This is a genomic window from Myxococcales bacterium (assembly GCA_016712525.1).
In the GTDB taxonomy this organism is placed as follows: Bacteria; Myxococcota_A; Polyangia; order Polyangiales; family Polyangiaceae; genus JAAFHV01.
This window is the reverse complement of the sequence record JADJQX010000001.1, coordinates 2444012-2468447: the sequence shown is the minus strand read 5'-3', so window position 1 is coordinate 2468447 and position 24436 is coordinate 2444012. Positions and strand designations below refer to the sequence as shown.

The window sequence follows — 24436 nt, the reverse complement described above, 5'->3', positions numbered from 1 at the left end:
GAAGAGGCGCCACGTCCCCGCTGGAAACAACACATCCCGCACCGCGTTCCTCAACTTCGCGAACGCCTCCCGGTACGCCCCCAAAAACGCCGCCCGCTCCTTCATCGCGCGCACGGCCATCTCGACGTTCCCCCAGCCGCGAAGCTCGGGTTCCGCGCCCCTTCCTTCTCGAACGACGACGCACGCGTCGTATGCGGCACCGCGAAAATCCACTCGAGCGAGCGCACGAACTTGCCCGCCTTCCGCGCCACGGTGCGCGCCTTCTCGACCGCCGCGTTCACCGCAGAGACGATGCGCTCCCGCGCCCCTTCGTGACCGGAGCTCGCCTCGAGCGACCGCGGCACGGTGATCGCGATCTCGGCCATGGCAGGCCAACGCGTGTTCTCCGCGTCGAAGTACACCTCGGGCCGCGCCACACGGAACGTGCGCGTGCCGATGTCGGTCGCCGCGAGCGTCACACCCGGCCAATCCTCGGGGCTCGAGACGAGGCCCGCTTCGACCACGTTCGCGAGCGTGTAGCCGATCTTCTGCAGCACAGCGTCTTCGCCATAGAGCGCGACGACGCTCGCTCCTTCGCGCGAGAAGACCTCCTCCGGCCATCCGCGAAGCACCTTGATGGCATTCGCGAGCAGGCGATTTCTCTGCGAAAGGAATTTTGGCAGCTCGCCGCGAGTGTCGGTCAGCACCTCGTGAAGGTGGTTCGAGAGCATCTGCACCGCATGGATCTCGATGCCAAACTCTGCGGCGAGCACGGCGGTCGCGTACCAGTAGAACGCGAGCAGCATGCGCCGCTTGTCCGGGTTCAAGAGGAAGTAGCGGCGCGTGGTCCTGCGCGTGACGAGGTAGGTGGTGCCCGGAACGATGCGACGAGGGTTGGACATGCCGACCATTGAGCACACCGCGGGCCAACGTGAATTTGCCGGAAATGCCGAGCAAAATGGGCTCTTCCGGGTGGCCCGGCCACGTTTTGGGGTGGCCCGGCCAGGCCTTCGAGTGCTTGGCGTACTTGGGGTCAACGTCGATCGGATCTTCCCCGGTCGTCGGTCGGAACTTCTCGGGTCTGCTCGCGCTCGCCCGAGTACTTTCGCGCACTTGGCGCCAACGTCGGTCGGATCTTGCCCCCGCCGCGTCGGTCGGATCTTGCCCCCGCCGACGTCGGTCGGATCTTGCCTGCCGCCTGTCGGATCTTGCCTCCCCCTCACGGCAACGGCGACGGGACTCTCCACGTCGATGCGCCCGTGAACGTCCCGTGGTGATGGAACAGGAACCCGATCGCGGCGTCGACCATCGCCGTGGCCGACGCCGTGCGGACCGCGTCGGTGCTGCGCGACGCCGGGTTCGCCTCGATCTGCCAGCCGAACGTGGCCGGGTGGGAGGCTCCGGTGTAGCGGACCGTGTTGTAGCCACCGTTGAAGTACGCGTCCCCCACGAGCGGCGCCGGATCCGCTTGGCTGGGCACGGAGGGTAGGCCGCGCTCGCTCACGAGGGTGCCGAACGCGGTAGCGCCATAGAGCAGCTCGCGCGTCGTGACGAGGCCGGTGCGATGCTTCGGAAGATTGGCGAGCGAAGAGGCCACTCCGCTCGTGAACGCTGGGTTGCTCGCGAAGCTCCGGAGGGTGCCGGCGCCGTACAAGTACCCGAGCTCGAGGCTCTCCTTCGCGTGACCGTGCGCGTGCACGTCGATGTAGAGCACGTGCCCGAAGCGAGCGACCTCGGCCGCGATGGCCGCCTCGATGAAGCCGTGGAACTCGTCCCACACCTTGTGCATGCGCGGCTCGCCGCACGCCGCCTCGTCGACGCCGAGCGCGTCACGATTGAGGTCGACCTTCTTGCGCGAGATGTGCGCGACGACGAGGTGGGGACGCCCCCCGTACCGCGCGACGAACGCGGACTGCATCTTTCGGCCCAGCGGCGCGGCGTTCGTGTCGCGAGCGGTCGTGATGTCGGCGGGGCATGCGGGGTTGGCCGCGCGGTCCATGACGGTCGCGGGCTCCAGCGTGCCATCGTGAGGCACGCTGAGGACGATCGGCAAATCTCCCGCGATGTACTCGAGCCAGCCGTTGCCGCTGGTGTCGAAGTACGACTGGCCCGAGACGTACGCCGGAGGGGAGGCATCGGCCGCGGCGTCGCACGTGTCGCCCGGGCGCGCGTCGGAGGCGGCGTCCGAGGGGCCTGCGTCGGCGAGGCTCGTCGCGACGTCCCGCACCTGGCCATCGCCGGGGCTCGCATCCTCGCGCGGCGCGACGGCGGGTGACTCGGACGGAGAGGGGCCTGGCTCGACCACCACGCCGGAGCAGGCCGCCGCCGCGATCGCGAGCCCCCATGAAAGAGCGCCTCGGCGAAACATGACAGTCAGTCTACCTCTCGCGGGCACCCATCACACAACCCCGCGGTCCGGGGTCGACGCGACGCAGGTGGCCTCGGGTGTCCACCGACCACCGCGGGAAGTCGGGGTACAGCCCCCGGGCCGGCCCCGCGATCGGACGCGCATCGACCGGAGGGAAGCGCCGACCGGGCGCGACCGCGAGGAAGGCCTGGGGACGTGCGGCCGTAGAAGAGTCTCATGAGCTTCCTCCAGCGCGCCGCGCAGGCCCTCTCGCGGGTGTTCCCGAAGCACGTTCGCGTGCTCTCGCTCGACCTCGAGGCCTACCCCCTCGCGACGGACACGCAGGTGGTCATGACCCTCGCGCAGCAAGACGCGCTCGTCTACGGGCACCTCAACGCCACCCCGGAGCGAACCCTCCTCGCCGCGCTCGAGAACGACCTGCTCGTACAGAAGCTCGCCGAGCGCCCCGCGTTCGGGCTCGAGCCGATGAGGGAGGCGCTGCTGCTCGCCCTCGCGCGGCCCGACGTGGTCGCGGAGGCACGGGCAAAGGAGCCCTCTCCCCGAAACGCCCACGTGCTCGCGCACGCCCTCGAGCGCATGCGCCGTCACCTCCGCTCGACGATCACCTTGGGCGATCTCCTCGCCGCGATCGCGTCGACGGAGGGAGAGGCATCCCGCTTGCTCGCGCCGCTCTCGCTCGACTTCGCCGCCTTCGACTCGAAGCTCGTGGAGCCGCTCGCTCCGGCGGCGGCCGCGGACGACGCGCGTGTGTCGGTGTGGGTGCTCGACGACACCACCTCACGGATGGACGACGTCATGCGCATCCTCGAGCAAGGCTTCCGGATCCCGGTCCGCCGGGCTTGGCACGTCATGATGACGACCCACCACGAGGGCCAAGCCAGGGTGGGCACCTACCCGCGCGCCGAAGCCGAGGCCCACCTCGCCCGCGCGAAGAGCCACGCCGACGCGCGAAAGACCCCGCTCCGTTTCCACGTGGGGAAGGCGTAGCGAGCGCGGAAGCCCAGAGTTTGGGGCACGGTCCGCGAGCGTCGGACCATGGCCCCCGAAGAACCAAGGGGCACCCCACCTGGTTCCCCCTGCCGAACGCTGGTAGTTTCGGTGGCATCGCATGGCGGACATCGACTCGTGGTTTGCGCAGCTCGACGACGTCGCGGCAGCTCGAGCCGATCAGACCTCGTTTCACGTGTTCGCCGAGGGAATGCACTCGGATTTGCGCGGTCAGATCTTCCGCCTGGCAGCGCACGAGCGCATGCCCGTGTGGACGGAGAAGTGGCCGCGCCACGTCTTCGTGATCCTGGTGATCCGCGGCAGCGTCGATGCCTCGCTCCCTTCCGGGACCGTTCCCATGCGGGAGATGTCGCAGCTCGTCGTCCTGCCTGGCACGCCGTGCGAGCTCCATGCGGTGACCGACGCTTCGATTCAGATCATTAGCTTGCTGTCCATGGCCCCTCCGGCGGCCGTGCCTGGTGGGCCGTAGGGGCGTCGCCCCGCCACCAGCACGAGGACGTGCTCGATCGCCTTTGGAGACGACCCGGCCGAAGCCGCCGAGGCGCGCGCGCTCTTCCAGGCCGGCCGCGACCACGAAGGCCGCTTCGGCACGATCTTGCTGCGCGTATCCGCATTCGAGCGCGCACGGCTCGCCATCCCCGAGAGGCCCGCGTTCGTCGATTCGCTGTTCTGAAGCGAGGCATGAACGCGCCCGCGCGCGCTGCCCCTAAGCGACTTACCTCTTCGCCTCGTGGCACAAGTGAGATAACGAAACCACATGGTCCGCCTCGCGAGCCTCCGGCTCCTCGCATGCCTCGTCGTCGGCACGGCGCTCCTGTCGGGCTGCGTGCCTCAGCAGGGCGCCGAAGACCCCTCGGCGTCGGACAAGATCGAGGATTTGGTAGTCCATGACGGGTCGCTCGTGAGGTGTGGCCTCGCCGAGGGCGAAGCGCGCGACATAAGCGCGTTCGTCACGTTCGACGCCGAGCAGAAGGTGTCGCGTGTCCGCGTCGAGCCCGCTTCGCCGAGCCGACCCGAGCTCGTGCCCTCTCCCGACTTGTGCCGGTGTTTGGAGGCGGAGCTCGTACGGAGCCACGTTTCCAAGGGGCATTTCCCTCCGGGGGTCGAGATGCGCAAACGCATCATCGTCGCGCGGTCAGGGCCAAGCTCGCTCCCTCCGTTCGACAGAGGGGCTGCTGCCGCCGCGATCGCGTCCGTGAAACCCCAAGCGTGCAAGAGCCCCGATGGTCCGACAGGCGTCGGGCACTTCACGGTGACCTTCGCGCCCTCGGGCAAAGTGGCCCTCGCCGAGCTCGACGAGACCTCGCTCACGCTCGGCGCGCCCGGCCCCGTGTTCGCCGGAACGCCCGCGGGGAAATGTATCACGGACGCACTGGAGAGAATCTCGATCCCACCGTTCTCGGACACGCCCGTGCGCGTCGGAAAGGCGTTCCGCATCGACTGACGCGGTCGGCTCCTTTGCGCCACCGCGCACGGGCCGCTTCTGGGCGAAAGTTCGTCCGACGTTGGCGCCAAACCGCGTCGCCCCCGGGAACATCGACCGCGGTCGGGCGCTGGCACATGGGGCGGCCATGCCCCTCCGCCCGCACAATAGGGTCCGACCGAAATGGGGTCGGGGTCCGACCGACGTTGGCGCCAAGCCCTCGAAAGGATTCTGGAGCGCCCTTCGTCATGCCTCGTGCCTTAGTCACGACCTCCGTGCGCCGGCGCGGACCACGGACCACGGACCAGATCCGACCGACGTTGGCGCCAAGCCTCCGAAATGATTCAGCGCCGGACCAGATCCGACCGACGTTGGCGCCAAGCCTCCGAAATGATTCAGAACACGCCCCCAACGCACCGCACACCAGAGGCACTCTGGTACCCCTCGCGATAGCGCCTCCCAGCGAGCAACAAAAGGCGCCACCGCGCCGACACTCGGCCCATGAGAGGTCCATCCGCCACCGGGAACATCGACCGCCACCCAGGTGCCAGCACCCGACCGGCCATGCCCCTCCACAGACTCTCGCCCCTCCCCTTCCTCCTCGCGACCGCGCTGTTCGTGGCCGCGCCCCCGCGGGCCGGCCAGGCTCTCCCACTCGGGTCGATGTGGGGCGACTCGCCCGAGCCCGACGACGCCTCCACACCCACTCCGCCCACGCCCGCCGAAGAGGCCCGGCGCCTCTACGACGAGTCCGTCCGAAACGAGGAAGAGGCCCGCATCGCGCGCGCGCTCGGCGTCTACTACGCGCCGTCGAGCGGCCTCGAGCGCGCTCGCGTGAGGTGCGCCCCGCACTGCGGTGTCACCCGCGTCTTTCTCGGCTCCCCGCCGAACGTTCAGGCCCTCCGCTCGGGCCTTCGCGCACAAAATGCCCTGTTCGTCGGCGCCCATCCCGAGCGCGGTCTCGGCTCCGCGCTGCGAGTCGCCGACGGCATCAGCTGGTATCCCCGCAGCGTGCACCGCCGCTTTCCGTGCGACTGCGCGGTGGGCGTCGAGGCGAACGGCACCCCATGGATCGCCTTCGAGAGCCTCGACGGCGCCGAGTCGCTTCCCGACGAGCCGAAGTACACGCGAGGAGAAGCGCAGGAGGCCGCGCTTCGCCAGCTCGTCGTCACCGATCCACGGCCCGATGGCGAGCCGCCCGAGCCGGTCGTGGTCGTCTCGGCGGGCAACCGCGCGCACCTCGTGCATCGCTTCTTCCTTCGCCTCGGTCGCGTGCCCAGCACGGTCGACGTCGACGACACGACCCTCGAGGTCGTCAAGATCCGGCGCTTCCGCGACGTGCCCATGACGAGCGCTCAGCTCCGCCGCGACACGCGGTGAGCACAAGCGGCTGCCGCGAGCGCGTTGGGAGTAAAAGCGCCGACCGAAGGAACCCCATGGCGCCGGCCGCCGAGACACGCCGTTTCGACGTGCCAACCCGTGCCACGAAGGCCACATTCCAGGCGTTTTTCCCAAGAATCGACGGGCTGGTACACGCGATGCAAACCAGGGTCGTCATGCCTTCCAAGACCCTCTCGTGCGTCGCGCTCGCCTTCACCTTGGTCGCCGCCCCTCGCCTCGCCCGCGCCGAGACACCCACGCCGCTGGTGGGCGGGATCGTGTCGCTCCACATGTTCGACGAATGGGCTATCTCGGTCGGCCCAGAGGTGATCGTCCGCGTCCACCTCTCCGACGCAGCGATGCTGCCCGGGCTCGGAGGCTTCGTCACGCCACGCGTCGTCTTCCCCTTCTCCCACGAGCCGCAGCTCTTCGGCGCGGCGGGCGTGTCGGCGGCCTTTCTCTCGGGAGAGGCCAAGGTCGGCTGGGCCCTGCGGACCGGCTCGGAGGAGCGGAGCACGAGCTCGGGGTTCCTTGGCGGCATCGGGCACGGCTTCCCCGCGCCGATCGGCTCGTCGTCGCGCTCGGCGGGCGTCATGCCATTCGTCGGAATCACGCTCTTCGCTCCTCTGACCGGCGGCGAAAGGCGTCACCGGTTCTCCATGTCGGTCGACATCGGAGTCCGGTATCTACCCGAAGGTTTTCAGGCTTTCCCCCCGAACGTCATCGAAGGGCGCCCACTCCGAGGGGGAGAAGGCACCGAGCCCGAGCTCACCCCCGTGGCCGACGGCGCGCCCCTCGCGGCTCGGCGATGGCTCGCCGCCGCGCGCGACGAGCACGCATCGATCGCCACTTTCGGAAGGCTCGCCCTCGAGCTGCTCGATCTCGGCGCGGAGGCCGACCTCGTACGGCGCGCCCACGCCGCCGCGCTCGACGAGATCCGTCACGCCGAGGCCTGCCTTCGTTTGGCTTCCCGCCACGGCGCAGGCCAGGTCACCATCGCGCGGATGCCTGGCGTCGCGACCGTCGCACGAACCGCGAGCTGGCTCACGATCGCGCGCGAGGGGCTCGTGGACGGCGCCATCAACGAAGGGGTCGCCGCGGCGCGCCTCAGGGCCCGCGCCCGGGCCGCGGCGAGCGCAGAGGAGCGCGCCATCCTGACGCGAATCGCACGCGACGAAGCCCGCCACGCCCGGCTCGGCCTCGACCTCGTCCGCGACGCCCTCCGCGCGGATCCGTCGTCCGTACGACCTTGGCTCGAGGGGCTCCTCGCCGCGTCGACGCCCGAGGACGAGCGTCGCGGGAGCCGCGCCTCAGCCCCGCTAGTGCGGGTACGTGCCCGCGCGCTCACCGCCGTTCGAACCATGGTCCGTGAGACGACGGGCACAGCCCAGGCCGCCTGACCAAGAGCCGCGTCGACAGCCCGATCGCGCGTGCCACGAGCACCGACCGCGCGTGCCACCGCGCGTGATCCGAGCTACGGAAGCGACGGCGGTGGCGGCGGTGACACCTCACCGGGAGCTCGGCTACCCCCGCAGCTCGCTTCGTGGCCGTACTGGCACGCTCGCGCAGCGGCGGACTCGATACAACGAGGGGGAGCATGGGCCGGGTCTTGTACACATAGCCGCGCGAGCGACGAGCAACCGTAGCGATCGGTACATCCGCGTTCCGCCCAGGTGAAGGCAGCCGTCGCTTCGCCACCGCGCAACAGAATGGTCGCGATACCTACACATGCCGATGAGAGACCCTTAACGCAAACATCTTCGAGCATGGCGCGCGCTCGCGCCTCGTCCTTCGGGTAGCCGTCGCCTCTGCGAATCGCGTGGGCCACGGCCTCGCATCCCATCAACGAGCCCCCATCACACCCTCTCTTGAAGTATCGGGCGGCGGTGACCGGGTCAGCGTCACTATCGACGCCTATCGCCGTCGAAAACGCGTAGAGCGCGCAGGCATCTGGGTCTCCCGAATCGCACTTTGCCAAGCATTTTGTGCGAGGAACGAGCGGACAGACCGTGCAGATACTGCTGTATTGGATCATCTCCGCCGGGCACTCGCTGGGAAAGCGCTCCATCATCGCGATTCGCGGCCTCACGGGCGCGACGACCTGTACCTGCTGTTCGGGTCCGCCAGAACAGGCCCCGAGAGAGACGAAGGTGATCACGGGCACGGTTCGAAAGTGCATCGGGGCCCCTTCCATTCGAGATGCCAGCACTCTTTTCATTGGTCGCGGGTCACGCGGGCGAGGTCGGCGAGCGCGCCGGGGCGTGTCCTCCCTTTGCGAAAGACGATCTGCAAGCTCCCGCGCACGAGCTCGAGGTCCTCGGGGGCCCGCCGAAGGACGCACGCAGCCTCCCGAATCGCGTCGCCGACGAGGCCCATCGAGTCGTAGGCAAACGCGAGGTCGAGGTGGGTTTCGGGCGAGCCTTCTTCGCGTGCATCGACGTGCGTCGGCGCGTCGACGAACGAGGGCTCGAGCTCCGATGCGATGGCTGGCCGTGCGTCCGGCGTCGATGCGCGCGACCCCCCGCGGTCTCCAGAGACCACGAGGGTGTGCACGGTTCCCGGGGAGGCGCGCTCCGCGTGAGCCCGGTCGGACGTGACGAACCACGCTTCGAGCGCCGCGGCCGACGCGTCGCCGAGCGTGGCCCCGAGCTTCGGCACACACGGGACGCAGAGCCGCACGTCCGAGCCCGGCGCGGCGACCGTGGTGGTCGCGCCGCAGACGAAACACGGGGAAAAAGGGACGGCGGGGGAGATCGCGGAGCGCATGTTCGAGCGTGACACATCAACCGGAGGGGGAGACGAGCGGGCGCGGCGGCCAGATCCAACCGCGGCCAGATCCGACCGACGTTGGCGCCAAGGTGCCGAAACTACTCGGAACTAGGCCCCGACGACACGTAGGGCGTAGGCACGCGACGCCGCGCACTCACGGGAACACCCGACCAATGCTTCTCCTTGGCCTCGGTCGGATCTTCTCGCCTCGACCCCTCCTCCGGGCGCAGCACGAGAGTCGGTGGGGTCAACGTCGGTCGCCTCCTCGTCTCCGACGTCACAAGAGCTTCCACGCCAACCGATACGACGGCCCCGACGGCGCATATCGCGCCGTGCGCTCGACAGGCACCACCCGCGCCTTGGCGTACCTCACGCCCTCGGGCACCCGCGCGCGAAGCTCCTTCAAGATGGACTCGAGCTCGTCCCACCGCCTGTCTACTCCACCATGGCCCGGATGCGACTCGACACCACATCGCCCCGCCTCGTATTGCTCGTTCCAACTCACGAAGATGTTCCACTGCTCTCGTTCGAGAAGCAGCTCCGCCTCCTCGAGGGGCCATAGAACGAAGGTTCCCATGTCGTCATCCTCTTCGGCCTCGTCGAACCGAGACACGAAGCGGTGAGGACGACCGTCGACGTCGGCCACGCCGGACCGCGGACCGTCGTACCAATCGTTCTCGACGTACACGTGCTCAGGAGGTCCGTACTCGCTCATCGCCGGGTCGTCTGCTCGTCGCGCATCAGCTGGAGGCACATGGCCGCCGGAAGCCCCCGAGACGACACGAGCTCACGCGCGGCGTCAAGGCTCCACGCCGCTCGCTCGACCCGACCGAGAGCCGTCGAACGGTCTCATGGGGGCGAGCTTGTTCCCGAGCCCTCTCACGTCTCGCGCACGAGTGGTCGGAGCTACGCGGTGACTCCCTCCCACACGAACAGGAGGGCAGCGTCTTGCGACGAGCAAAGGTGCTCGCGGCAGCCGCTCGCGCTCACTCCCGCCGTCCCGCCGGGAACATCGACCCCAGCCCAGGCGCCAGCACCAGACCGGCCATGCCCCTCCGCAGACTCTCGCCCCTCCCCTTCCTCCTCGCGACAGCGCTGTTCGTAGCCGCACCCCGGCGGGGCGGCGAGGCTCTCCCCCTCGGGTCGATGTGGAGCGAATCGCCCGAGCCCGAGGACGACTCCACCCGACGTCGGCCTCTGAGGGGCGCATGAACGTGCCACGACGACATGCTCGACGCCGTATCCGCGTTGAACCTTGACCCGGCGCCGGGGGGCACGAAGGATGCTGCGCGATGCGCGGCGTCACCTGCGACGGATGCAACCTCAAGTACCTCTTCGACGGCTCGCGCCCGTGCCCGCGCTGCGGCACCCTGCCGTCACCGCTCGAGGCGACGATCGACGCACGCCCCGCAGCGCAGGTATCGCCGTTCGGAGAGCGCGGGGGTGGGGTGGTCATCGGCCTCGTAGGCGCCGGCATGTTCGCGGCCAACGTCGCGGCCGCGCACTTCGCAAATAGGTACTATCCCGCCATCGCCGTGCTCGGAGGCGCCTGCGTGGGCGCGGGCGGGTGGCAGGCGCTCGTCGGTGGCGACTACCGCACACCGGGCGCCGCGCCCACGTGGAAGCGCGTCGGCCTCGGGGCGTCGGCGATCACGGGGTTCGCCCTCGCCGCGCTGTGGATGTGGGGTGGCGCCGGCGAGTGAGCGCGGAGGATTCGGCGACGCGGAAGGCCCCTACGCTTCACCGTTTCCGGCCGGCGGGGCGCACGCCCGAATCGCAGGTGCGAGCGCCGCAGCCTCCTCCGGCCACTCGCGCGCCAGAGAAAGGAGCAAGGGATGCAGCGCTGGGTTCGCGAAGTGCTCTGCGGCCTCGATGCAATGATTCCACTCCGGCCACTCACGAAGCTCGTGCATCAGGCGAGGCAGCGCCCTCGCATCTCGCCGCGTCGCCAGCGCGAGGATGGCCTCGGCACGAACCTCGGCGACCTCGTCGTCCAGGCGGGCCACGAGAGCGGCCCGGATCTCGGGGGTGTCGCGCGCGTCGGGGTCATCGACGGCTCCCATGAGCACCCGAAGCCCGAACGTCGCCCAATTCCGCACGTCATCGTCTTCATCGGACGAAGAGCGAACGAAGCAGTCCGTGGGGGTAGCGTTCGGGACGGACAAAAGCCCGTGCACGGCGGCCCCCCGGACACGCGGGTCTGCGCTCTCGAGTAACGGAGGGAGGAGCTCGGCGGCGCGCGGGTGATGAAGGTCGACGAACGCCATCGCGATCGAGCGGAGCACGATCGGCGCCCTCTCGATCTCGAGCATCGTCGCCAGCCGCCCGACGACCTCGTCGCGCAACGGGTGAGGAGAGAAGTACCGCATGACGTCCGGGACGAGCGCACGCACCTCGGGCCGAGGGTCGAGCGCCAGCGGGGTTACGAGGCGCCACGCCTCCGAGGGGCCCTCCTTTCGGAGCCCTTCGACAGCGGCCCAATAGGCGTCATCGTCCTCCTCGGGGCGCGTCGCTTCGTCGATGGCTTCGGACAACGTGGACATCGGCGGCTCCTCGGCCTGGGAAATTTTCCGTGGAAGAGCTCGTGGGCGTGCTCCGCCTCGGAATCGACGTCCCCCACACGGCGCCTCTCCAGGGTGGATCAAGGCACCTCCGTTCGGCGGCGTCGCGGAGGTACTAGTCCTCCATCATCATCAGCGTCGCGAGGCTGCTCCACACGTAGTTGGGCATGGAGTCGTTCGGCGCCTTCTGGTCGTCCGGGTCATAGAGCTCCCGAAACTGGTGGTACCGCGCGAGCTGCGCCATCACGCCGGCCCGTGTGCGGCGCGAGAGCTCGACCGCGAGCTCGGGGCGTCCTGCCGCGCGGAGCCCGCGGTGGAGGAGCATCATCCAGGGGACCCACACGGGGCCGTTCCAGCGGCAGCACCGCGTGGCCCCCGCCGAGAAGTACGGGTCGGTGCGGTCGAGGCCCGGGATGCCGAAGGGCCGATAGAAGGTATCGGGGTTGGTGAGGTGCCCGAGGAGCCGCGCTCTTCGGTCGGTCGGGACGATGTTCGCCCAAAGAGGCAAGAACCCCGCGATCTCCTTGCGCTTGAGATCCCCTTCCGTCTTGAACGTGAACGACTGACTGTCTCGCCCTACGTGGTAGTAGAAGCCGGTGGCCTCGTCCCACATCTTAGCATTCACGGCGCTCGCGAGCGCGTCGGCCTTGGCCCGCCACTCGGCGCCTTCGCCCGCAAGGCCCAGGGCATCCGCCATCTTCGCCAGGCTCTGCTCCTCGACGATCATCTCGACTTGGAGATCGATGGCCTCCACGAGGTTCGGCGCCGCGACGTTCGTCCAAATGACATTCTCGAGGTCGCGGAGCGACTCGCTGATGGCGAGCCCACCCCACTCGAAGAGGCCGTTTTTGTTGGTGTCTCGCTCGCGCGTCCAGAAGCCATGGATGCGCTTTCCGGCGGCGTACGCGTCGCGCAAGAAGGCTTCGTCTTTGGCGACCGCGTAGACCTCCCACGAGATGTAGGAGAAGAGCGGGGAGCTGGCCGTTCGACCGGTCGTCTGTTCCACGACTGGCCCGAAGTTGTAGGGCAAGTATCCGTCGGCCTCGGTGCGATCGACGAAGTTCCTGAGCACCTCCGTGGCCGCGCGCGGGTCGGCGTGAGCGAGCAAGATCATCGCGAGGGCCTCGTGAATGTGAAGCCCGAGGCGCGCGAACCACCACGTCGGCTCGCGAGAGAAGAGAAAGTACTCGTGCCGGAGCTTGCCTTCGGCCGGCATGAGGAGCTGGTCGAGCAACACGAACGACGAGGTCCACAGGAACGACTCTTCGCGCGTGAGCCCTGGCTTGGGGCTCGGGATCTTGGCGTTTCTCTTCTTTCCCTCGTCGAGCAGCGCAGGCAACGACGCGTCCCGGGCGGCACCGAGCTCGGCGCCGAGCCGCTCGGGGCTCGCCGCGTCGACCGCGCCGCGAAACACACGAAACGGCACGGTCTCGCCGGGATGGACCACGGCTCGCATGGGCGCGAGCGCGACGGCCGCGGCCGTGCTTGGCTTCTTGTCTTCGCTCCACGCTTGGCGTAGCGCGATCATGTCTTGGGCAGACGGGGTGTCGCCGGCGCTGCACGTCTCGATGCCTGCCCAGCTCCAGGTCGGAGACTCGGAGACGAATCCATCGACCATCGAGGTCAGGTAGGTACCGGGCCCGATCACGGGCAGGACGGGCGGTGGCAGCACCTCTCGTGTCGCCCTGAGGCCTCCCTCGAGGTCGCCAAGCTCGGTGAACGGCGCGTCGCACCGGCGGAGAAACGGGAGCGCCGTGACCGTGTGGGCCTGGTTCCCGACGCCGCGTACCTGGACATCGAGCGCCGCCGCACCGGAGGTGACGACGACGAAGCGCGCCTCCACCGTCAGGTCCTCGAGGAGGGAGTACCGGTAGACCACCGAGTCACTCGCCGTCGACACGATCTCGATGGGCTTCGCCATGCGCGCGTCGACCGCTCGCCACTCGCCGTCGACCTCGAACGCGATGCCGAAGTCTCCCGCGTGCTGCGAGCTCGCGGAGACGAACCCTTCGCTCGTGCGGGTCAGCGTGAACCCTTGATCTCCGAGGTAGCGCGTGCGCGGTCGCGCGGCCGCGAACGTGAGGAGGATGGGATCGTCGAACGTCGCGCCGAGAGATGGCCCCGGGTCATGGGCCTGAGGCGGGCGCGGCGCGTAGGCCGGGAGCTCTCGTTCCGAGGGGCTGGAGCACGCCCACGAGCAGCCCAGCACGAGCACGAGGGCGCCCATGACGCGCGTCGCGCGGCGAAGGGAGATGGCCATGATCGACGAATAGGCCGGTGAATCGCAGGTGTCGAGCGCGAGCTGCGACCTCGAGGGACGTACGGACCGACGCGCGCGACAACGATACGCGGAACCTGCTCGGCACGACGACCGCCCACGTGGCTCGGCTGTTTCCGGTTTCCTTCCGAGGGGTTTGGCAGGAGGCGGCGATTCGCGGCATGATGAAGACATGCCGGTTCGCCCTGCCTCGCGGCCCTCGCGTCGTCGCTCTGTCCCTCGGGTGCCCTTGCTCGAGCACCGCCCATGAACGGGAACGACGACGCCGCGAAGTCCGCCAACCTCTCGGAGCAGGAGCTCGCGAACCTGCAATCGATCGAGCTCGACCTCGGGCCGGGTCCTGCCGCACCTCACGCCGCGCCGGAAGCCCAGTCGATGTTCGAGCCCGCGGGAGGCGCTGATTTGTCTGCGGGGCCCGGGCTCGCGACGCCCGACCTTGGCGCGCCCGCGCCCGCACCTACCCCCGGGGCTGACCCCTTTGCGCAGAGCCCGGAGCCGTACGCGCCCCCTCAGCCCCAGGCCGTTCCCGCCCCCAAGCCGTCGGTGCGCGAAATCGCCCAGAGGGTCGCCGAGGGCGGCGCGCGCGCTGCGGCGCACCTCTCCCCGATGCTCGAGGACGCACGCGTGAAGACCGCGCAGGGCACGGCGCGCGCGGTGGACCAGGCCAAGGCGCGGGGGCTCGTGCCTCTCGCCGCGATCTTCGTCGCGGTCGGGGTGCTCGTGGTCGGGGTGTTCGCGGTCGCGCTCCTCTTCATGCGAGACAGCGTCCCGACGGCCCCGGGATCGGACGAGCCGCGCACCAAGCACGTCTCGGAGTCGGCCGGCGCGAAACACGAGTGACGGCGCGTCGAGCGGGGGATCCCGGGGGAGATCCGACCGACGTTGATGCCAACCCCACGGAACCATTCAACTCCACCCCTCATCGCAACGCAGGCCTTAGGCACGTCCGCGGGCGCTCCGCCGGGACCAAAAATTCGCTCCCCACCCGCGCGACATTCCGCCCGAGCCGCCTCCTCCCTCCGATGAGACCGTCCCTTCCCCTGCTCGTTTGGCCAGCGGCGACCGCGTTCTTCTTGGTGCACCTCCTCGTGGCGTGCGGCTCGGAGACCTTCGACGGCCCGGGTGGTCCCGACGCGACCACCTCCTCGGGCGACGGGGCCACGGAGTCTGGGCTCGCACCGGGTGACGACGGCAGCGCCACGGACACGAGCGACGGAGGCATGCCGAACGACGCGACCGCGGACGCACGACACGACGGCGGCACCACGAACGATGCCGGCGCGCTGCAGCTCTCGAACCGCCTGGTCGCCGGGTACCAAGCGACGTGTGCGCTCTCGAGCACCGGCGCCGCGAAGTGCTGGGGATTCAACGGCCAGGCCGTGCTCGGCCTCGGAGACACCACGAACCGAGGCGACGACCCGAACGAAATGGGCACGAGGCTCCCGACCGTCGCCCTCGGGACCGGCCGCACCGCGAGCCAAGTCGTGCTCGGCAAAGCCCACGCGTGTGCGCTCCTCGACGACGGGTCCGTCAAGTGTTGGGGATACAACGACGTGAACGCCGGTCAGCTCGGCCTCGGGCGGGCGGACATCCTCGGCGACCAGGCCGGCGAGATGGGCGACGCCCTACCCGTCGTCAATGTCGGCATCGGCCGCACCGCCGTCCAGCTCGCTGCAGGATACATGCATACCTGCGCGCTCCTGGACAATGGCACGGTCAAGTGTTGGGGAGAGAACGACTTCGGCCAGCTCGGGCTCGGCGACACCTCCGCCCGTGGCGACGGCCCGGGCGAAATGGGCGACGCCCTCCCATCCGTGAGCCTCGGCACGGGGCGCACGGCCAAACAAGTCACAGCGGGCGCTCAGTTCTCGTGTGCCTTGCTCGACGACGAGACCGTGAAGTGCTGGGGCAACAACAACCACGGAAAGCTCGGTATCGGCGACACCCAAAATCGTGGAACTTCGCCCAATCAGATGGGAGATAGCCTCCAGCGCGCGAACGTCGGCGCCGGCCGCACGGTGAAGCAGCTCACGAGCGGCGCACACCACGTTTGCGCCCGCCTCGACGACGGCACCCTCAAGTGCTGGGGCAACAACCAAAATGGCGAGCTCGGCCTGGGAGATACCCAAAAACGCGGCGACGGCCCGGGAGAAATGGGCGACGCGCTCCCCACCGTACGGCTCGGCGCGGGGCGCACGGTGGTGGACGTGCGGGCCGGCTTTTCGCACACGTGCGCGCGGCTCGACGATGGCGCCCTCAAGTGCTGGGGATACAACTTCGGGGGCCCGCTCGGCCTCGGCGACACGAGCGATCGCGGCACCCTGACAGCCCACATGGGAGACGCCCTGCCCGCCGTGGCGCTCGGCACGGGCCGAAAGGCCACGGGTTTCGCGTGTGGCATCGACCACACGTGCGCGCTGCTCGACGACGGCACGCTCAAGTGCTGGGGCAGCAACAACAGCGGACAGCTCGGCCTCGGCGACAAGGCCGGTCGCGGCGCGAGCGCGAACCAAATGGGCGACGCCTTACCGACCGTGTCGTTCTGACAGTGGGGGTCGAGAGGGCCCGCGGCCTCCGGCACGTTCGTCAACGACCGCAGTAAGGGAGCCGTACTTGCTTGGGGTACCGAGCTCCGACTGCCGAATTCCGACCGCGTTGACGCCAACGTCACGATGTCGCTTTGAACCGCCCATCGCCGCAACGCAGACAGGGGTACGATACCGAGAAGCGTGGCGCTCGACGGACGAGCCAAGCCTCCGTCAAAGGGTCCGTGTCATGAAGACGCTGAACGGGTCGAGCTCGTAGTCGCCGAAGGGGCCACAGCGCGTGAACCCCTCGCGTTCGTAGAGCCCGAGGGCGGCCGCGAAGGCCGGGGTGCTTCCGGTCTCGAGCCAGAGGCTGGCAAGGCCCGAGACCTTCGCCTCCGCCATGATGTGACGAAGCATCGCGCGCCCTACCCCGCGCCCCAGGAACGAGGCGGCGACACGCATCGACTTGATCTCTCCGCGGCGGCCATCGAGGCGCTTGAGCGCCCCCATCCCCGCGAGCTCCTCCCCGACCCACGCCGACCAGAACGTCAGCCCGGGCGCGCGGAGAGCGTCGATATCCAGCGCGTGGACGCTCTCCGGCGGAGAGGCCTCGCGCATCCCCCGGAGGTGTTCGGCGATAACCGCTCGAATGGCCTCTCCCGTCAGGTCGTCGGGGCGAATTCTCAGGGCGAGTGACTCCACGGCCTTCACCGACCAAAGGTACCACGTGTTCGGGGCTCCGGCCCTCCTCGGCAGTGAAGGTACCATCCGTCAGGTCTGGTGCCCTTGCCACCGTCAAGATGGGTTCAAGTGGCAGGCCAAATCAGCAGTCTTGATCGAAGGTCATAACCGCTGACTTCACCCGACGACGACCTCGACCGCCTTACGCCTTCGCGAGCGCGCGCGTCATCCGGTCGATGTTCTGTTCGTTCGCGGGCACCACGATGTGCCGGACGTTCGCGGCGAAGGTCGCGTCGTCGAAGACCTGCTCCCACGTGAGACGCGTCCCCCCTTCGGCCGGAGCGAGACGCACGGTGAGCGTGAAGTACGGAGCGCAGTCGTGCCGAATGACGACGGTCCTGCCCGGCTCCAGGACCTTGAACACGTTCTCGTTCGGGTAGCTCGCGCCGTCTGGCCCGTGCATGACGAAGGTCCACCGCCCGTCGACCTCGAAGGCGAACGACTCGAACGTGTTGGTGAACCCGTCCGGGCCCCACCACGAAGCGAGCACGTCCGGCGACGCGAACGCCGCGTAGACCTGGTCGGGCGTAAACGGGAGATCGCGGGCGGTGCGCATGGTCCTGGATTCGGCGGTCATGGGAGCCTCCTAGGCATCGGTGCAGGGCGCAGGCTAGCCGACGGAGGCGCGACCGATGGGGAAAAGTCCCCCACCTCAAAGCCACATGATGGGCGGGCGCTCGGCCCCGGTCTCCAAGCTCACCCGGTGGAGCGCGTGGTCGACGAAGACGAAGAGCTCGTCGCCCTCGGCGTAGACCTCTCCCACGTACGAGCCTTCCTTCGCCCCTTGCACCGCGTGGTGCACGAGCACCTTGCCCTCCGCGTTCCGCACGACCACGTAGAGCTCTCCATTTCGTGCAGGATACACGGACACGGCGCCACGGGACGTCACGAGGCTGCGCGCGGAGCCCCCGGGGTGGATCGTGTCGCCTTCTGCGACCGCGGGCCCGTCCCACGTGCGCACCTTTCCGGCGCGGTCGAGCAAGAGCAGGCCGTCGCGGTCGGGCTCCCCTTTCTTGAGGGTGATGCTCCCAGGATAGAGCCGCATGTCGCCTTGCACACGCGCCGTCCCCCAGACGACGAGGCCCGGGGTCTTCGCCTTGCGCGCGGCCGCCTCGTCGTACGTCAGGCAGGCCGTCTCGCGCGGGGTCGTGGGCGTGCACGGGGGCGGCGAGTTGCACTCGGGCATGCGCTCGGCGCTCGGCGTGAGGGCGCCGGACAGGACGTCGAGCGAGAACGTCGCGCCGTCCTGGGTCTGCTGCAAGAGCGTGGTCGTAGACCCGCGGGCAGGGCACGCTCGGATGACCCCGGAGGGCAACGAGACGACGCGCTCCTCGGCGCCGTAGGCGAGCTCGAACACGTGAGCCTTCGCGTTCGAGTCGTGCACGACGACGTGCCCCCCGATCCGCGTCACGTGGGTGTGCACCCCTCCCCACTGGCTCGTCATGCCCTCGCTCATCCACCGTACGGTGTGCGTCTCCGCATCGAGGGCGCCGACGCGCAGCGGCCGCGGATCGTTCGCGCTCCAGAAGAGCCCCACGATCTCGGGCTTGCCGTCGCCGTCGACGTCCTCGAGGTGGGGCTTCGTGTCGCCGGCCGTGTAGAACGTCGCCGAGTAGTAGCGAGACGCGGGCTGCGGGGCCGCGGTTCCGAGCGGCGGCGTCGGCATAGGTGGAGGGGGCGGTGGCGGAGAGTGGAGCGCGTAGGCGAGGAGCGCCACGCTCCCGACGAGCACGAGAGGGACGACCGCGAAGACCCAGGCGAACGACTTCGCCGGATGCGAGATCCCCGCGCGGGCCATCGAGAGCTCACGCTCGAGGCGCTCGATGCGACGATGGGCGGCGTCGAGGGCGTCGCGGTAGTCTTCGCTCATCCTTCGAGGCTAGCGCCTGCCCGCGGGTGGTCCCAAACGGTGACCCGCCGAGCGGTCGACCGGGAACGCCGAACGGTCGCCCCCGCCGCCCGACCCGGTCGAAGTCGAAAATGGGCGACCGACGTTGGCGCCAACCCATCGAAAGGATTCAGAAGAGGCCCATTTCCCAACGCAGGTCAGAGTGACGCCCACGCGCCCCTCCCCGCCCCCTCGTGGTCAGGCCCCGGCCCCCGAACGCAAGAGCGCCGAGCCCGAAGGACCCGACGCTCTTCCTGAAAGAGAGGCCCGCCCGCGCGGCGCTCAGCTCGCGCCGTGGAGGGTGTCATCGAAGAACGTGACCTCCCCGGTCTCGACGGAGTAGGTGCCACCGATAAGGTAGATCTCCCCCTTCTCGACCATCTCACGAAGCACGACGCTCGCCTCGAGGATCTGCTCGACCGAGCGGCGCACCTGGATCTCGGTAACCTTCTCGACGAAGGCATCGTTCTTCGAGTTGCGGTTCTCGGTGACCGACTTCTCGCGGTACACCGAGGGCTGGATTTTGTTGAGCAGCGTCGACAGGTTTCCGAGTTGGGCGCCGTCGCACGCGCCCTTGACCGCGCCGCACTTGGAGTGTCCAAGGACCACGATGATCTTCGCTCCAGCGATCTTGCAGGTGAACTCCATCGAGCCGAGGATGTCCTCGTTGACGATGGTGCCCGCGATACGAACGCTGAAGATGTCGCCGAGACCTTGGTCGAAGATGAGCTCCGCCGAGGTGCGGCTGTCGATGCAGCTCAGGATGGTCGCGAAGGGGAACTGCCCGTCGCGCGTGTCGTTCACCTGCTCGAGCAGGTTGCGATGAGCGCGAAGGTTTTCCTGGAAGCGCTTGTTCCCCTCGCGGAGGAACTGAAGCGCCTTGGCCGGGGTCATCGAGGCTTGGGTCTCTTTGGTATGGGCTTTCATGACGGTTTCGTTAGGTTACCGACCTTCGGGCCGGCGCCAAGGGCCATGCTTCGCTTTTTTATGGTCGCGCTTACCCTCGTCGCCGGATGCGGGCCTGCTGCCACCGAGGGGCCGAGGAGCGTGCCCAAGACGTGCGAAATCACGCTCGTTCCGAGCCCGTCGGAGGTCTCTCTGCCCGCCCAGACCACCCCCGCGCGCACGACGGGCCTCGTCGCCCACGTCGTCGTCCCGTACTCGCGCATCGCCCGCGAGCTCGAGCCCCGGGTGCCGACCCGCCTCGCCGACGAGCGCGGGCACGACATCGGCGTTGCCGGCTCTCTCGACCTCACGGTCGACCGCGGTCCTCTCCTCGTGTCGGCCACCGACCGCGACCTCGTCGTCCGCACGAACCTCCGAGGGCAAGCGCGCGCCTGCACCCAGGCCCGCGGGTGTTACGCGACGTGCGCGCCCGAGGCCGCAGCCGAAGTGCACGTGCCGCTCGCGCTCACGGAGAGCTATGGCTTCGCCCAGCCGAGGGTCATGGTGAAGATCACACGCGGGTGCCGGATCGCCGCGCTCGGAGGGCTCGTCCAGATCGACATCACCCCGACGATCGAAGCGCGCATCGAGCCCGAGCTGCGCAAGGTCGAGCAGCGGCTCGCATCCGAGCTCCCGAGCCTCAAACCCCAGGTCGTCCGGGCGTATGCCGAGCTCGGGCACCCGCGCGAGCTGCCCCTCGGCCTCGGGTGCGCGTACGTGCACCCGCAAGGCATCACGCAAGGCCCCGCCTCGGCCACCGACAAGGCCGTCTCGCTCCGCTTCCGCCTCGAGGTGAGCCCCGAGGTGCGGCCTCGCTGCGACGCGCCCGCGCCCCTCTTCGCGCCGCTCGTCCCGAAGCTCGGGCACGACGCCGCCATGCCCGCCTCCGACGAGACCGAGATCTCCGAGCTCGTCCCCCTCGCGGCGTTCGCGCGCGCCGCCGAATCGACGACGCCCGTCGACCTCGGAGCGAAGGTCACCCGCGTGGCGAGAGCCGAGGCGCGCGCCGACGCGGACGGCCTCTGGCTCGACGCCACCCTCGAGGGCGAGGTGTGCGGCCCTTCGCGCGCACACGCACGGCCGGCGTGGTCGAGCGACGCGCTCGCGATCCGGCTCGTCGACGCGCGCCCCGGCTCATCCGACCGCGACGCCCTCGCCCACGCGCGCCTCCCCGGAGACGCGCTCGCGACCTTCGTCGGAGCCCACGTCGCCGTCACGCCGAAGCTCACCCCGCGAGGCCTCGAGACGGGGCTCCCTGCGTTGGCGCGCGCGGCCGCCACGGCGACCCAGGACGTCACCGTCGACGCGCAGACGACCAGCGTCGCTCCCGGCGAGGTGCATGTGCTCGACACGGACGTACGTGTAGGCTCACGTGTGCGTGCGCAGATCACCGTGACCGTGGCCGACGAGGCACCGAAGGGCAAACGCAGCGCCCCATGACGTCGCTCGCCGAGACACGGGCGCTGCTCGAGGGGCAATCGCGCGGGCGCTTCGGGCGCTTGGCGCCGGAGCTCGTGGCGAGCCTCGCGCTCGGGGCGGCGAGCGGTGGAGACTTCGCGGTCGCCAAGGCCGCCTTCGACGCGCTCGCGCGGAGGTACGCGTTCGCGCGGAGGGACGAGCTCTCCCCGACCCACGCCACGACCTTCGGATCCCCACCGCTCGGCGACTACACGACCGCGGGCGCCAAAGGGAAACGCGCCGGAGAGCGGCCCTACGTGACCCGGATCGTGTCGCTCGGGCCCGTCGTCACGCGCTGCTCGTGCCCCGACTTCGTGCGGAGCGGGCTCGGCATCTGTAAACACGGGCTCGTGGTGCTCGAGTCGCTCGGAGCCCTTGTTTTTTCGGAGTGCGCGGGACCCGAGGTCGACGTCGCGTGGGACCCGTTCGTGCCCCTCGCGGGGTCGCGGGATCGTCTGGCGAGGCTCGGCATCCGGCGCGCGGGAGAGGCGCTCGCGCCGTACCTCGACGGCCCGCGTCCGTCGGCGGAGACCCTCGCATCTCCCGAGTCGCGCGCGGCGTTCGTCGACGCGCTCACGCAAGCCCTGGAGCGCGCGGAGCTCACCGCGGATCCGTCCGTGGGGACGCTCCTCGCCGACGAGGGGCGCACGGCTCACCTCCGCGCCGAGGCCGCCCGAGCCTTGCCGCGCTCCCTCGCCACGCTCACGTCTTTGGCGCGGCCGCTCTACCCGTACCAGCGCGCGGGCGTGGAGCACGTCTTGACCTCGGGCCGCACGCTCTTGGCCGACGACATGGGCCTCGGAAAGACCACGCAAGCCATCGCGGTGTGCCACGCGCTCCTCGCGAGCGAGCGAGCCCGCAAGGTCGTGGTGGTGTGCCCGGTCGCGCTGCGCTCGCAGTGGCGACGCGAGTGGGAGGCGACCACGGGCGCGGCGCCGATCGTGGTCGTCGAGGGCTCGCGCGAGGAGCGGGCGAGGGCCTTCCGCGCGGTCACGCGGGGCGCGGTGGTCGTGGGCTACGAGCAGCTCCTCCGTGACCTCGCGCACGTGCTCGAGCTCCGCCCCGACGTGCTGGTGGTCGACGAGGCCCAGCGCGTGAAGAACTGGGCGACCAAATCGTCGGCGTGCGTGCGCGCGATCGATGCAAAGTACACCCTCGTGCTCACGGGCACGCCGATGGAGAACCGCCTCGACGAGCTCGCGAGCCTCATGGACCTCGTCGACGACGGCGTGCTCGAGCCGAAGTGGCGCCTCGCGGCCGAGCACGTGACCTCGGGCCCCGAAGGGGACGGCCCGGCCACCGGGGCGCGGGGTCTCGGGGGCCTAAGGGCGCGCCTCGGCCCGTTTTTTCTGCGGCGAGCGCGAAAAGACGTGCTCGCCGATCTGCCTCCACGCACCGACATTCGCGTCCCCGTGGAGCTCACCGCGGAGCAGCGCGAAAAACACGACGAGCTGCTCGTGCCGATCTCGCAGCTCCTCGCCCTCTCTCGGAGCGGCAAGCTCGCGCCGGGCTCGTCACGAAGGCTGCTCGCGCTCCTCGCCGAGCAGCGCATGCTGTGCAACGGCATCGCCCACCACGCGTTCGCCACGGTGTGGCCGCGCATCCGCGACCTCCCCCCGACCGACGAGGTGCGCGCGAGCCTGCACTCGCCGAAGCTCTCGGTGCTGCGCGCGCTCGTGGAGCGTGTGGTCGTCGATCAGGGCCGAAAAGCCCTTATTTTCAGCCAATTTCGCAGCATGCTCCAGCTCGCCGAGTGGGCCGTGCGGGACGTGCTCGCGGCCGCCAAAAAGCGCGCGGTGTTCTTCACCGGCGCCGAGGGGAAGGCCGAGCGCGAGCGCGCCCTCGAGGCCATTCGCGAGGACGACACGTGCGCCGTGCTCTTCGCGAGCGACGCGGGCGGCGTGGGCTTGAACCTGCAAGACACGATCACGGCGTGCATCGAGCTCGAGCTCCCGTGGAGCCCCCAGGTGCGCGAGCAGCGCATCGGGCGCATCCATAGGCTCGGGCAGAAGGCGCCGATCGACGTGTACGATCTCGTGTCCGAGGAGGGCCTCGAGGGGCGCATCGCGGGCCTGCTCGAGCGAAAATCCGCCTTGTTTTCCGCGGTTCTCGACGACACGAGGGACGAGGTCGAGCTCAGCTCGGCCGAGTCGCTCTTTTCGGCGATCGGGCGCCTCGTGGATCCCGTGCCGATCGCGGCCGCGGAGTCGAACGACGACGCGGCCGCGAGCGACGCGGGGGACGCGGGGGACGTGGAGGACGTGGGGGCGCGGGGTGCGGGGCCTCGGCCGGCGGCCGAGGAGCCGCGCCTCGCGGGCATCACGGTCACGCACCTCGCCGACGGCGGGGTGCGTGTCGAGGCCGCGCCGGGGGCCGCGCGCGCGTTGCTCGCGGCCCTCGAGAAGCTCGAGGGCCGCGGGAAACGCGCCGCGCGACGCGGGTGACGAGGTGTCTCCCCCACGGCGAGCGGAGCTCGACGTTTGGGGGAGACCGCAGGCGCGCAAGGCCGAAGGCCGAGCACCTGCGAGTGGGGGCACCCCTCTCCGCGCTCTTCTCTCGGCTCTTCTCTCTCGGCGCTTCTCTCGCCTTTTCTCTCGGCGCTTCCCTCGGGCGGCTCAGCTCGCGCAGGCGTCGCACAATCCGCGGAGCTGCACCTCGACGGCGAGCTTGCCCACGCTCTTGGGCACGCTCGCGACGTCTCCCTTCACGGCGAGCGAGATCCCCGAGAGGCACGCGATGGTGCCGCAGTCGGAGCACACGAAGTGCGGGTGGTGCCCCTCGTGGCGGGCCCCGGAGGCGCTCTTCTCGAGCGAGAAGCGCCACACGTGGTCGCCGAGGTCGGTGCGCGCGACGATGCCGGACTCGGCGAGGTCGGTCAGGTTGCGGTAGATGGTCGCGCGGTCGTAGCCCTCGCGCGCGAGCTCTTCGACGAGGTCGCCGTGGCTCTTCGGGACGGTCGCATCATGCAGGCATTGGAGCACCGCGATCCGCGGACGGGTGGCGCGGAGCCCGGAGCCACGAAGGAGCTCTTTGAGCTCGTCGATGCCGGGAGGAGGGTCTTTTTTCGGCCTGGCCACGAGGGTGAGCTTACCGCGACTCGGGGCGGTCGT

Annotated in this window: 21 protein-coding genes; 10 read left to right on the top strand and 11 right to left on the bottom strand. The window is 69.6% G+C overall.

The features are described from left to right. Positions 1–101 precede the first annotated feature (101 nt). Both IPK71_10530 and IPK71_10525 read right to left on the bottom strand, forming a co-directional pair. Positions 102–881, bottom strand: a complete 780-nt coding sequence (locus tag IPK71_10530) for a transposase (GenBank protein ID MBK8214170.1) — start codon at positions 879–881, stop codon at positions 102–104. A 317-nt stretch (positions 882–1198) separates the two neighbouring features. After that, positions 1199–2347 (bottom strand): N-formylglutamate amidohydrolase, encoded by a 1149-nt coding sequence (locus IPK71_10525; GenBank protein MBK8214169.1) that lies wholly within the window; start codon positions 2345–2347, stop codon positions 1199–1201. Between the two features lie 216 nt (positions 2348–2563). On the opposite strand from IPK71_10525, the gene IPK71_10520 reads away from it, so the two are divergent. The 5 genes from IPK71_10520 to IPK71_10500 all read left to right on the top strand — a co-directional run bounded on the left by IPK71_10520 (position 2564) and on the right by IPK71_10500 (position 7558). Beyond that, complete coding sequence (locus IPK71_10520; GenBank protein ID MBK8214168.1) at positions 2564–3334, top strand: ATP-dependent Clp protease adaptor ClpS; 771 nt, start codon at positions 2564–2566, stop codon at positions 3332–3334. A gap of 121 nt (positions 3335–3455) precedes the next feature. Further along, entirely contained in the window at positions 3456–3824 is a 369-nt protein-coding gene (locus IPK71_10515; GenBank protein ID MBK8214167.1) for a hypothetical protein, read from the top strand. A 288-nt stretch (positions 3825–4112) separates the two neighbouring features. Beyond that, complete coding sequence (locus tag IPK71_10510; GenBank protein ID MBK8214166.1) at positions 4113–4799, top strand: hypothetical protein; 687 nt, start codon at positions 4113–4115, stop codon at positions 4797–4799. 543 nt (positions 4800–5342) lie between these two features. Next, positions 5343–6158, top strand: a complete 816-nt coding sequence (locus IPK71_10505) for a hypothetical protein (GenBank protein ID MBK8214165.1) — start codon at positions 5343–5345, stop codon at positions 6156–6158. 176 nt (positions 6159–6334) lie between these two features. After that, the gene (locus IPK71_10500; protein ID MBK8214164.1) at positions 6335–7558 is read left to right on the top strand and encodes a ferritin-like domain-containing protein; all 1224 of its coding nucleotides are present in this window, start codon (positions 6335–6337) and stop codon (positions 7556–7558) included. A gap of 814 nt (positions 7559–8372) precedes the next feature. Here IPK71_10500 and IPK71_10495 read toward each other — a convergent pair. Together IPK71_10495 and IPK71_10490 are read right to left on the bottom strand one after the other, a co-directional pair. Further along, positions 8373–8924 (bottom strand): hypothetical protein, encoded by a 552-nt coding sequence (locus tag IPK71_10495; protein MBK8214163.1) that lies wholly within the window; start codon positions 8922–8924, stop codon positions 8373–8375. A 280-nt stretch (positions 8925–9204) separates the two neighbouring features. Beyond that, positions 9205–9642 carry a hypothetical protein gene (locus tag IPK71_10490; GenBank protein MBK8214162.1) on the bottom strand — a complete coding sequence of 146 codons (438 nt, stop codon included), beginning with the start codon at positions 9640–9642 and terminating at the stop codon, positions 9205–9207. A gap of 577 nt (positions 9643–10219) precedes the next feature. On the opposite strand from IPK71_10490, the gene IPK71_10485 reads away from it, so the two are divergent. Beyond that, a complete protein-coding gene (locus IPK71_10485; GenBank protein ID MBK8214161.1) occupies positions 10220–10630 on the top strand; it encodes a hypothetical protein in 411 nt (136 codons plus the stop codon). A gap of 30 nt (positions 10631–10660) precedes the next feature. Here the strand turns inward: IPK71_10485 and IPK71_10480 are convergent, their stop codons facing one another. Beyond that, entirely contained in the window at positions 10661–11470 is an 810-nt protein-coding gene (locus tag IPK71_10480; GenBank protein MBK8214160.1) for a HEAT repeat domain-containing protein, read from the bottom strand. 133 nt (positions 11471–11603) lie between these two features. Next, the gene (locus IPK71_10475) at positions 11604–13748 is read right to left on the bottom strand and encodes a hypothetical protein (GenBank protein ID MBK8214159.1); all 2145 of its coding nucleotides are present in this window, start codon (positions 13746–13748) and stop codon (positions 11604–11606) included. 264 nt (positions 13749–14012) lie between these two features. Here IPK71_10475 and IPK71_10470 point away from each other — a divergent pair, with 264 nt between their 5' ends. Both IPK71_10470 and IPK71_10465 read left to right on the top strand, forming a co-directional pair. Beyond that, complete coding sequence (locus IPK71_10470; protein ID MBK8214158.1) at positions 14013–14606, top strand: hypothetical protein; 594 nt, start codon at positions 14013–14015, stop codon at positions 14604–14606. A gap of 182 nt (positions 14607–14788) precedes the next feature. Then, positions 14789–16312, top strand: coding sequence for a hypothetical protein (locus IPK71_10465; GenBank protein MBK8214157.1), 1524 nt, complete (start codon positions 14789–14791; stop codon positions 16310–16312). Between the two features lie 213 nt (positions 16313–16525). Here the strand turns inward: IPK71_10465 and IPK71_10460 are convergent, their stop codons facing one another. The 4 genes from IPK71_10460 to IPK71_10445 form a co-directional block, all read right to left on the bottom strand. Next, positions 16526–17062: a GNAT family N-acetyltransferase gene (locus IPK71_10460; GenBank protein ID MBK8214156.1), complete on the bottom strand. Its 537-nt coding sequence runs from the start codon at positions 17060–17062 to the stop codon at positions 16526–16528. A gap of 115 nt (positions 17063–17177) precedes the next feature. Continuing rightward, positions 17178–17612 (bottom strand): SRPBCC domain-containing protein, encoded by a 435-nt coding sequence (locus tag IPK71_10455; GenBank protein ID MBK8214155.1) that lies wholly within the window; start codon positions 17610–17612, stop codon positions 17178–17180. Positions 17613–17687: 75 nt separating this feature from the next. Beyond that, positions 17688–18905 carry a hypothetical protein gene (locus IPK71_10450; GenBank protein ID MBK8214154.1) on the bottom strand — a complete coding sequence of 406 codons (1218 nt, stop codon included), beginning with the start codon at positions 18903–18905 and terminating at the stop codon, positions 17688–17690. 300 nt (positions 18906–19205) lie between these two features. After that, positions 19206–19850, bottom strand: coding sequence for a carbonic anhydrase (locus IPK71_10445; protein MBK8214153.1), 645 nt, complete (start codon positions 19848–19850; stop codon positions 19206–19208). A 45-nt stretch (positions 19851–19895) separates the two neighbouring features. Here IPK71_10445 and IPK71_10440 point away from each other — a divergent pair, with 45 nt between their 5' ends. Both IPK71_10440 and IPK71_10435 read left to right on the top strand, forming a co-directional pair. Further along, positions 19896–21308: a DUF4403 family protein gene (locus IPK71_10440; protein ID MBK8214152.1), complete on the top strand. Its 1413-nt coding sequence runs from the start codon at positions 19896–19898 to the stop codon at positions 21306–21308. Then, complete coding sequence (locus tag IPK71_10435; protein MBK8214151.1) at positions 21305–23770, top strand: DEAD/DEAH box helicase; 2466 nt, start codon at positions 21305–21307, stop codon at positions 23768–23770. Before IPK71_10440 ends, IPK71_10435 begins: the two co-directional genes overlap by 4 nt. 171 nt (positions 23771–23941) lie before the next feature. Here IPK71_10435 and IPK71_10430 read toward each other — a convergent pair whose 3' ends face one another. After that, entirely contained in the window at positions 23942–24403 is a 462-nt protein-coding gene (locus IPK71_10430; GenBank protein MBK8214150.1) for a transcriptional repressor, read from the bottom strand. Positions 24404–24436 lie beyond the last annotated feature (33 nt).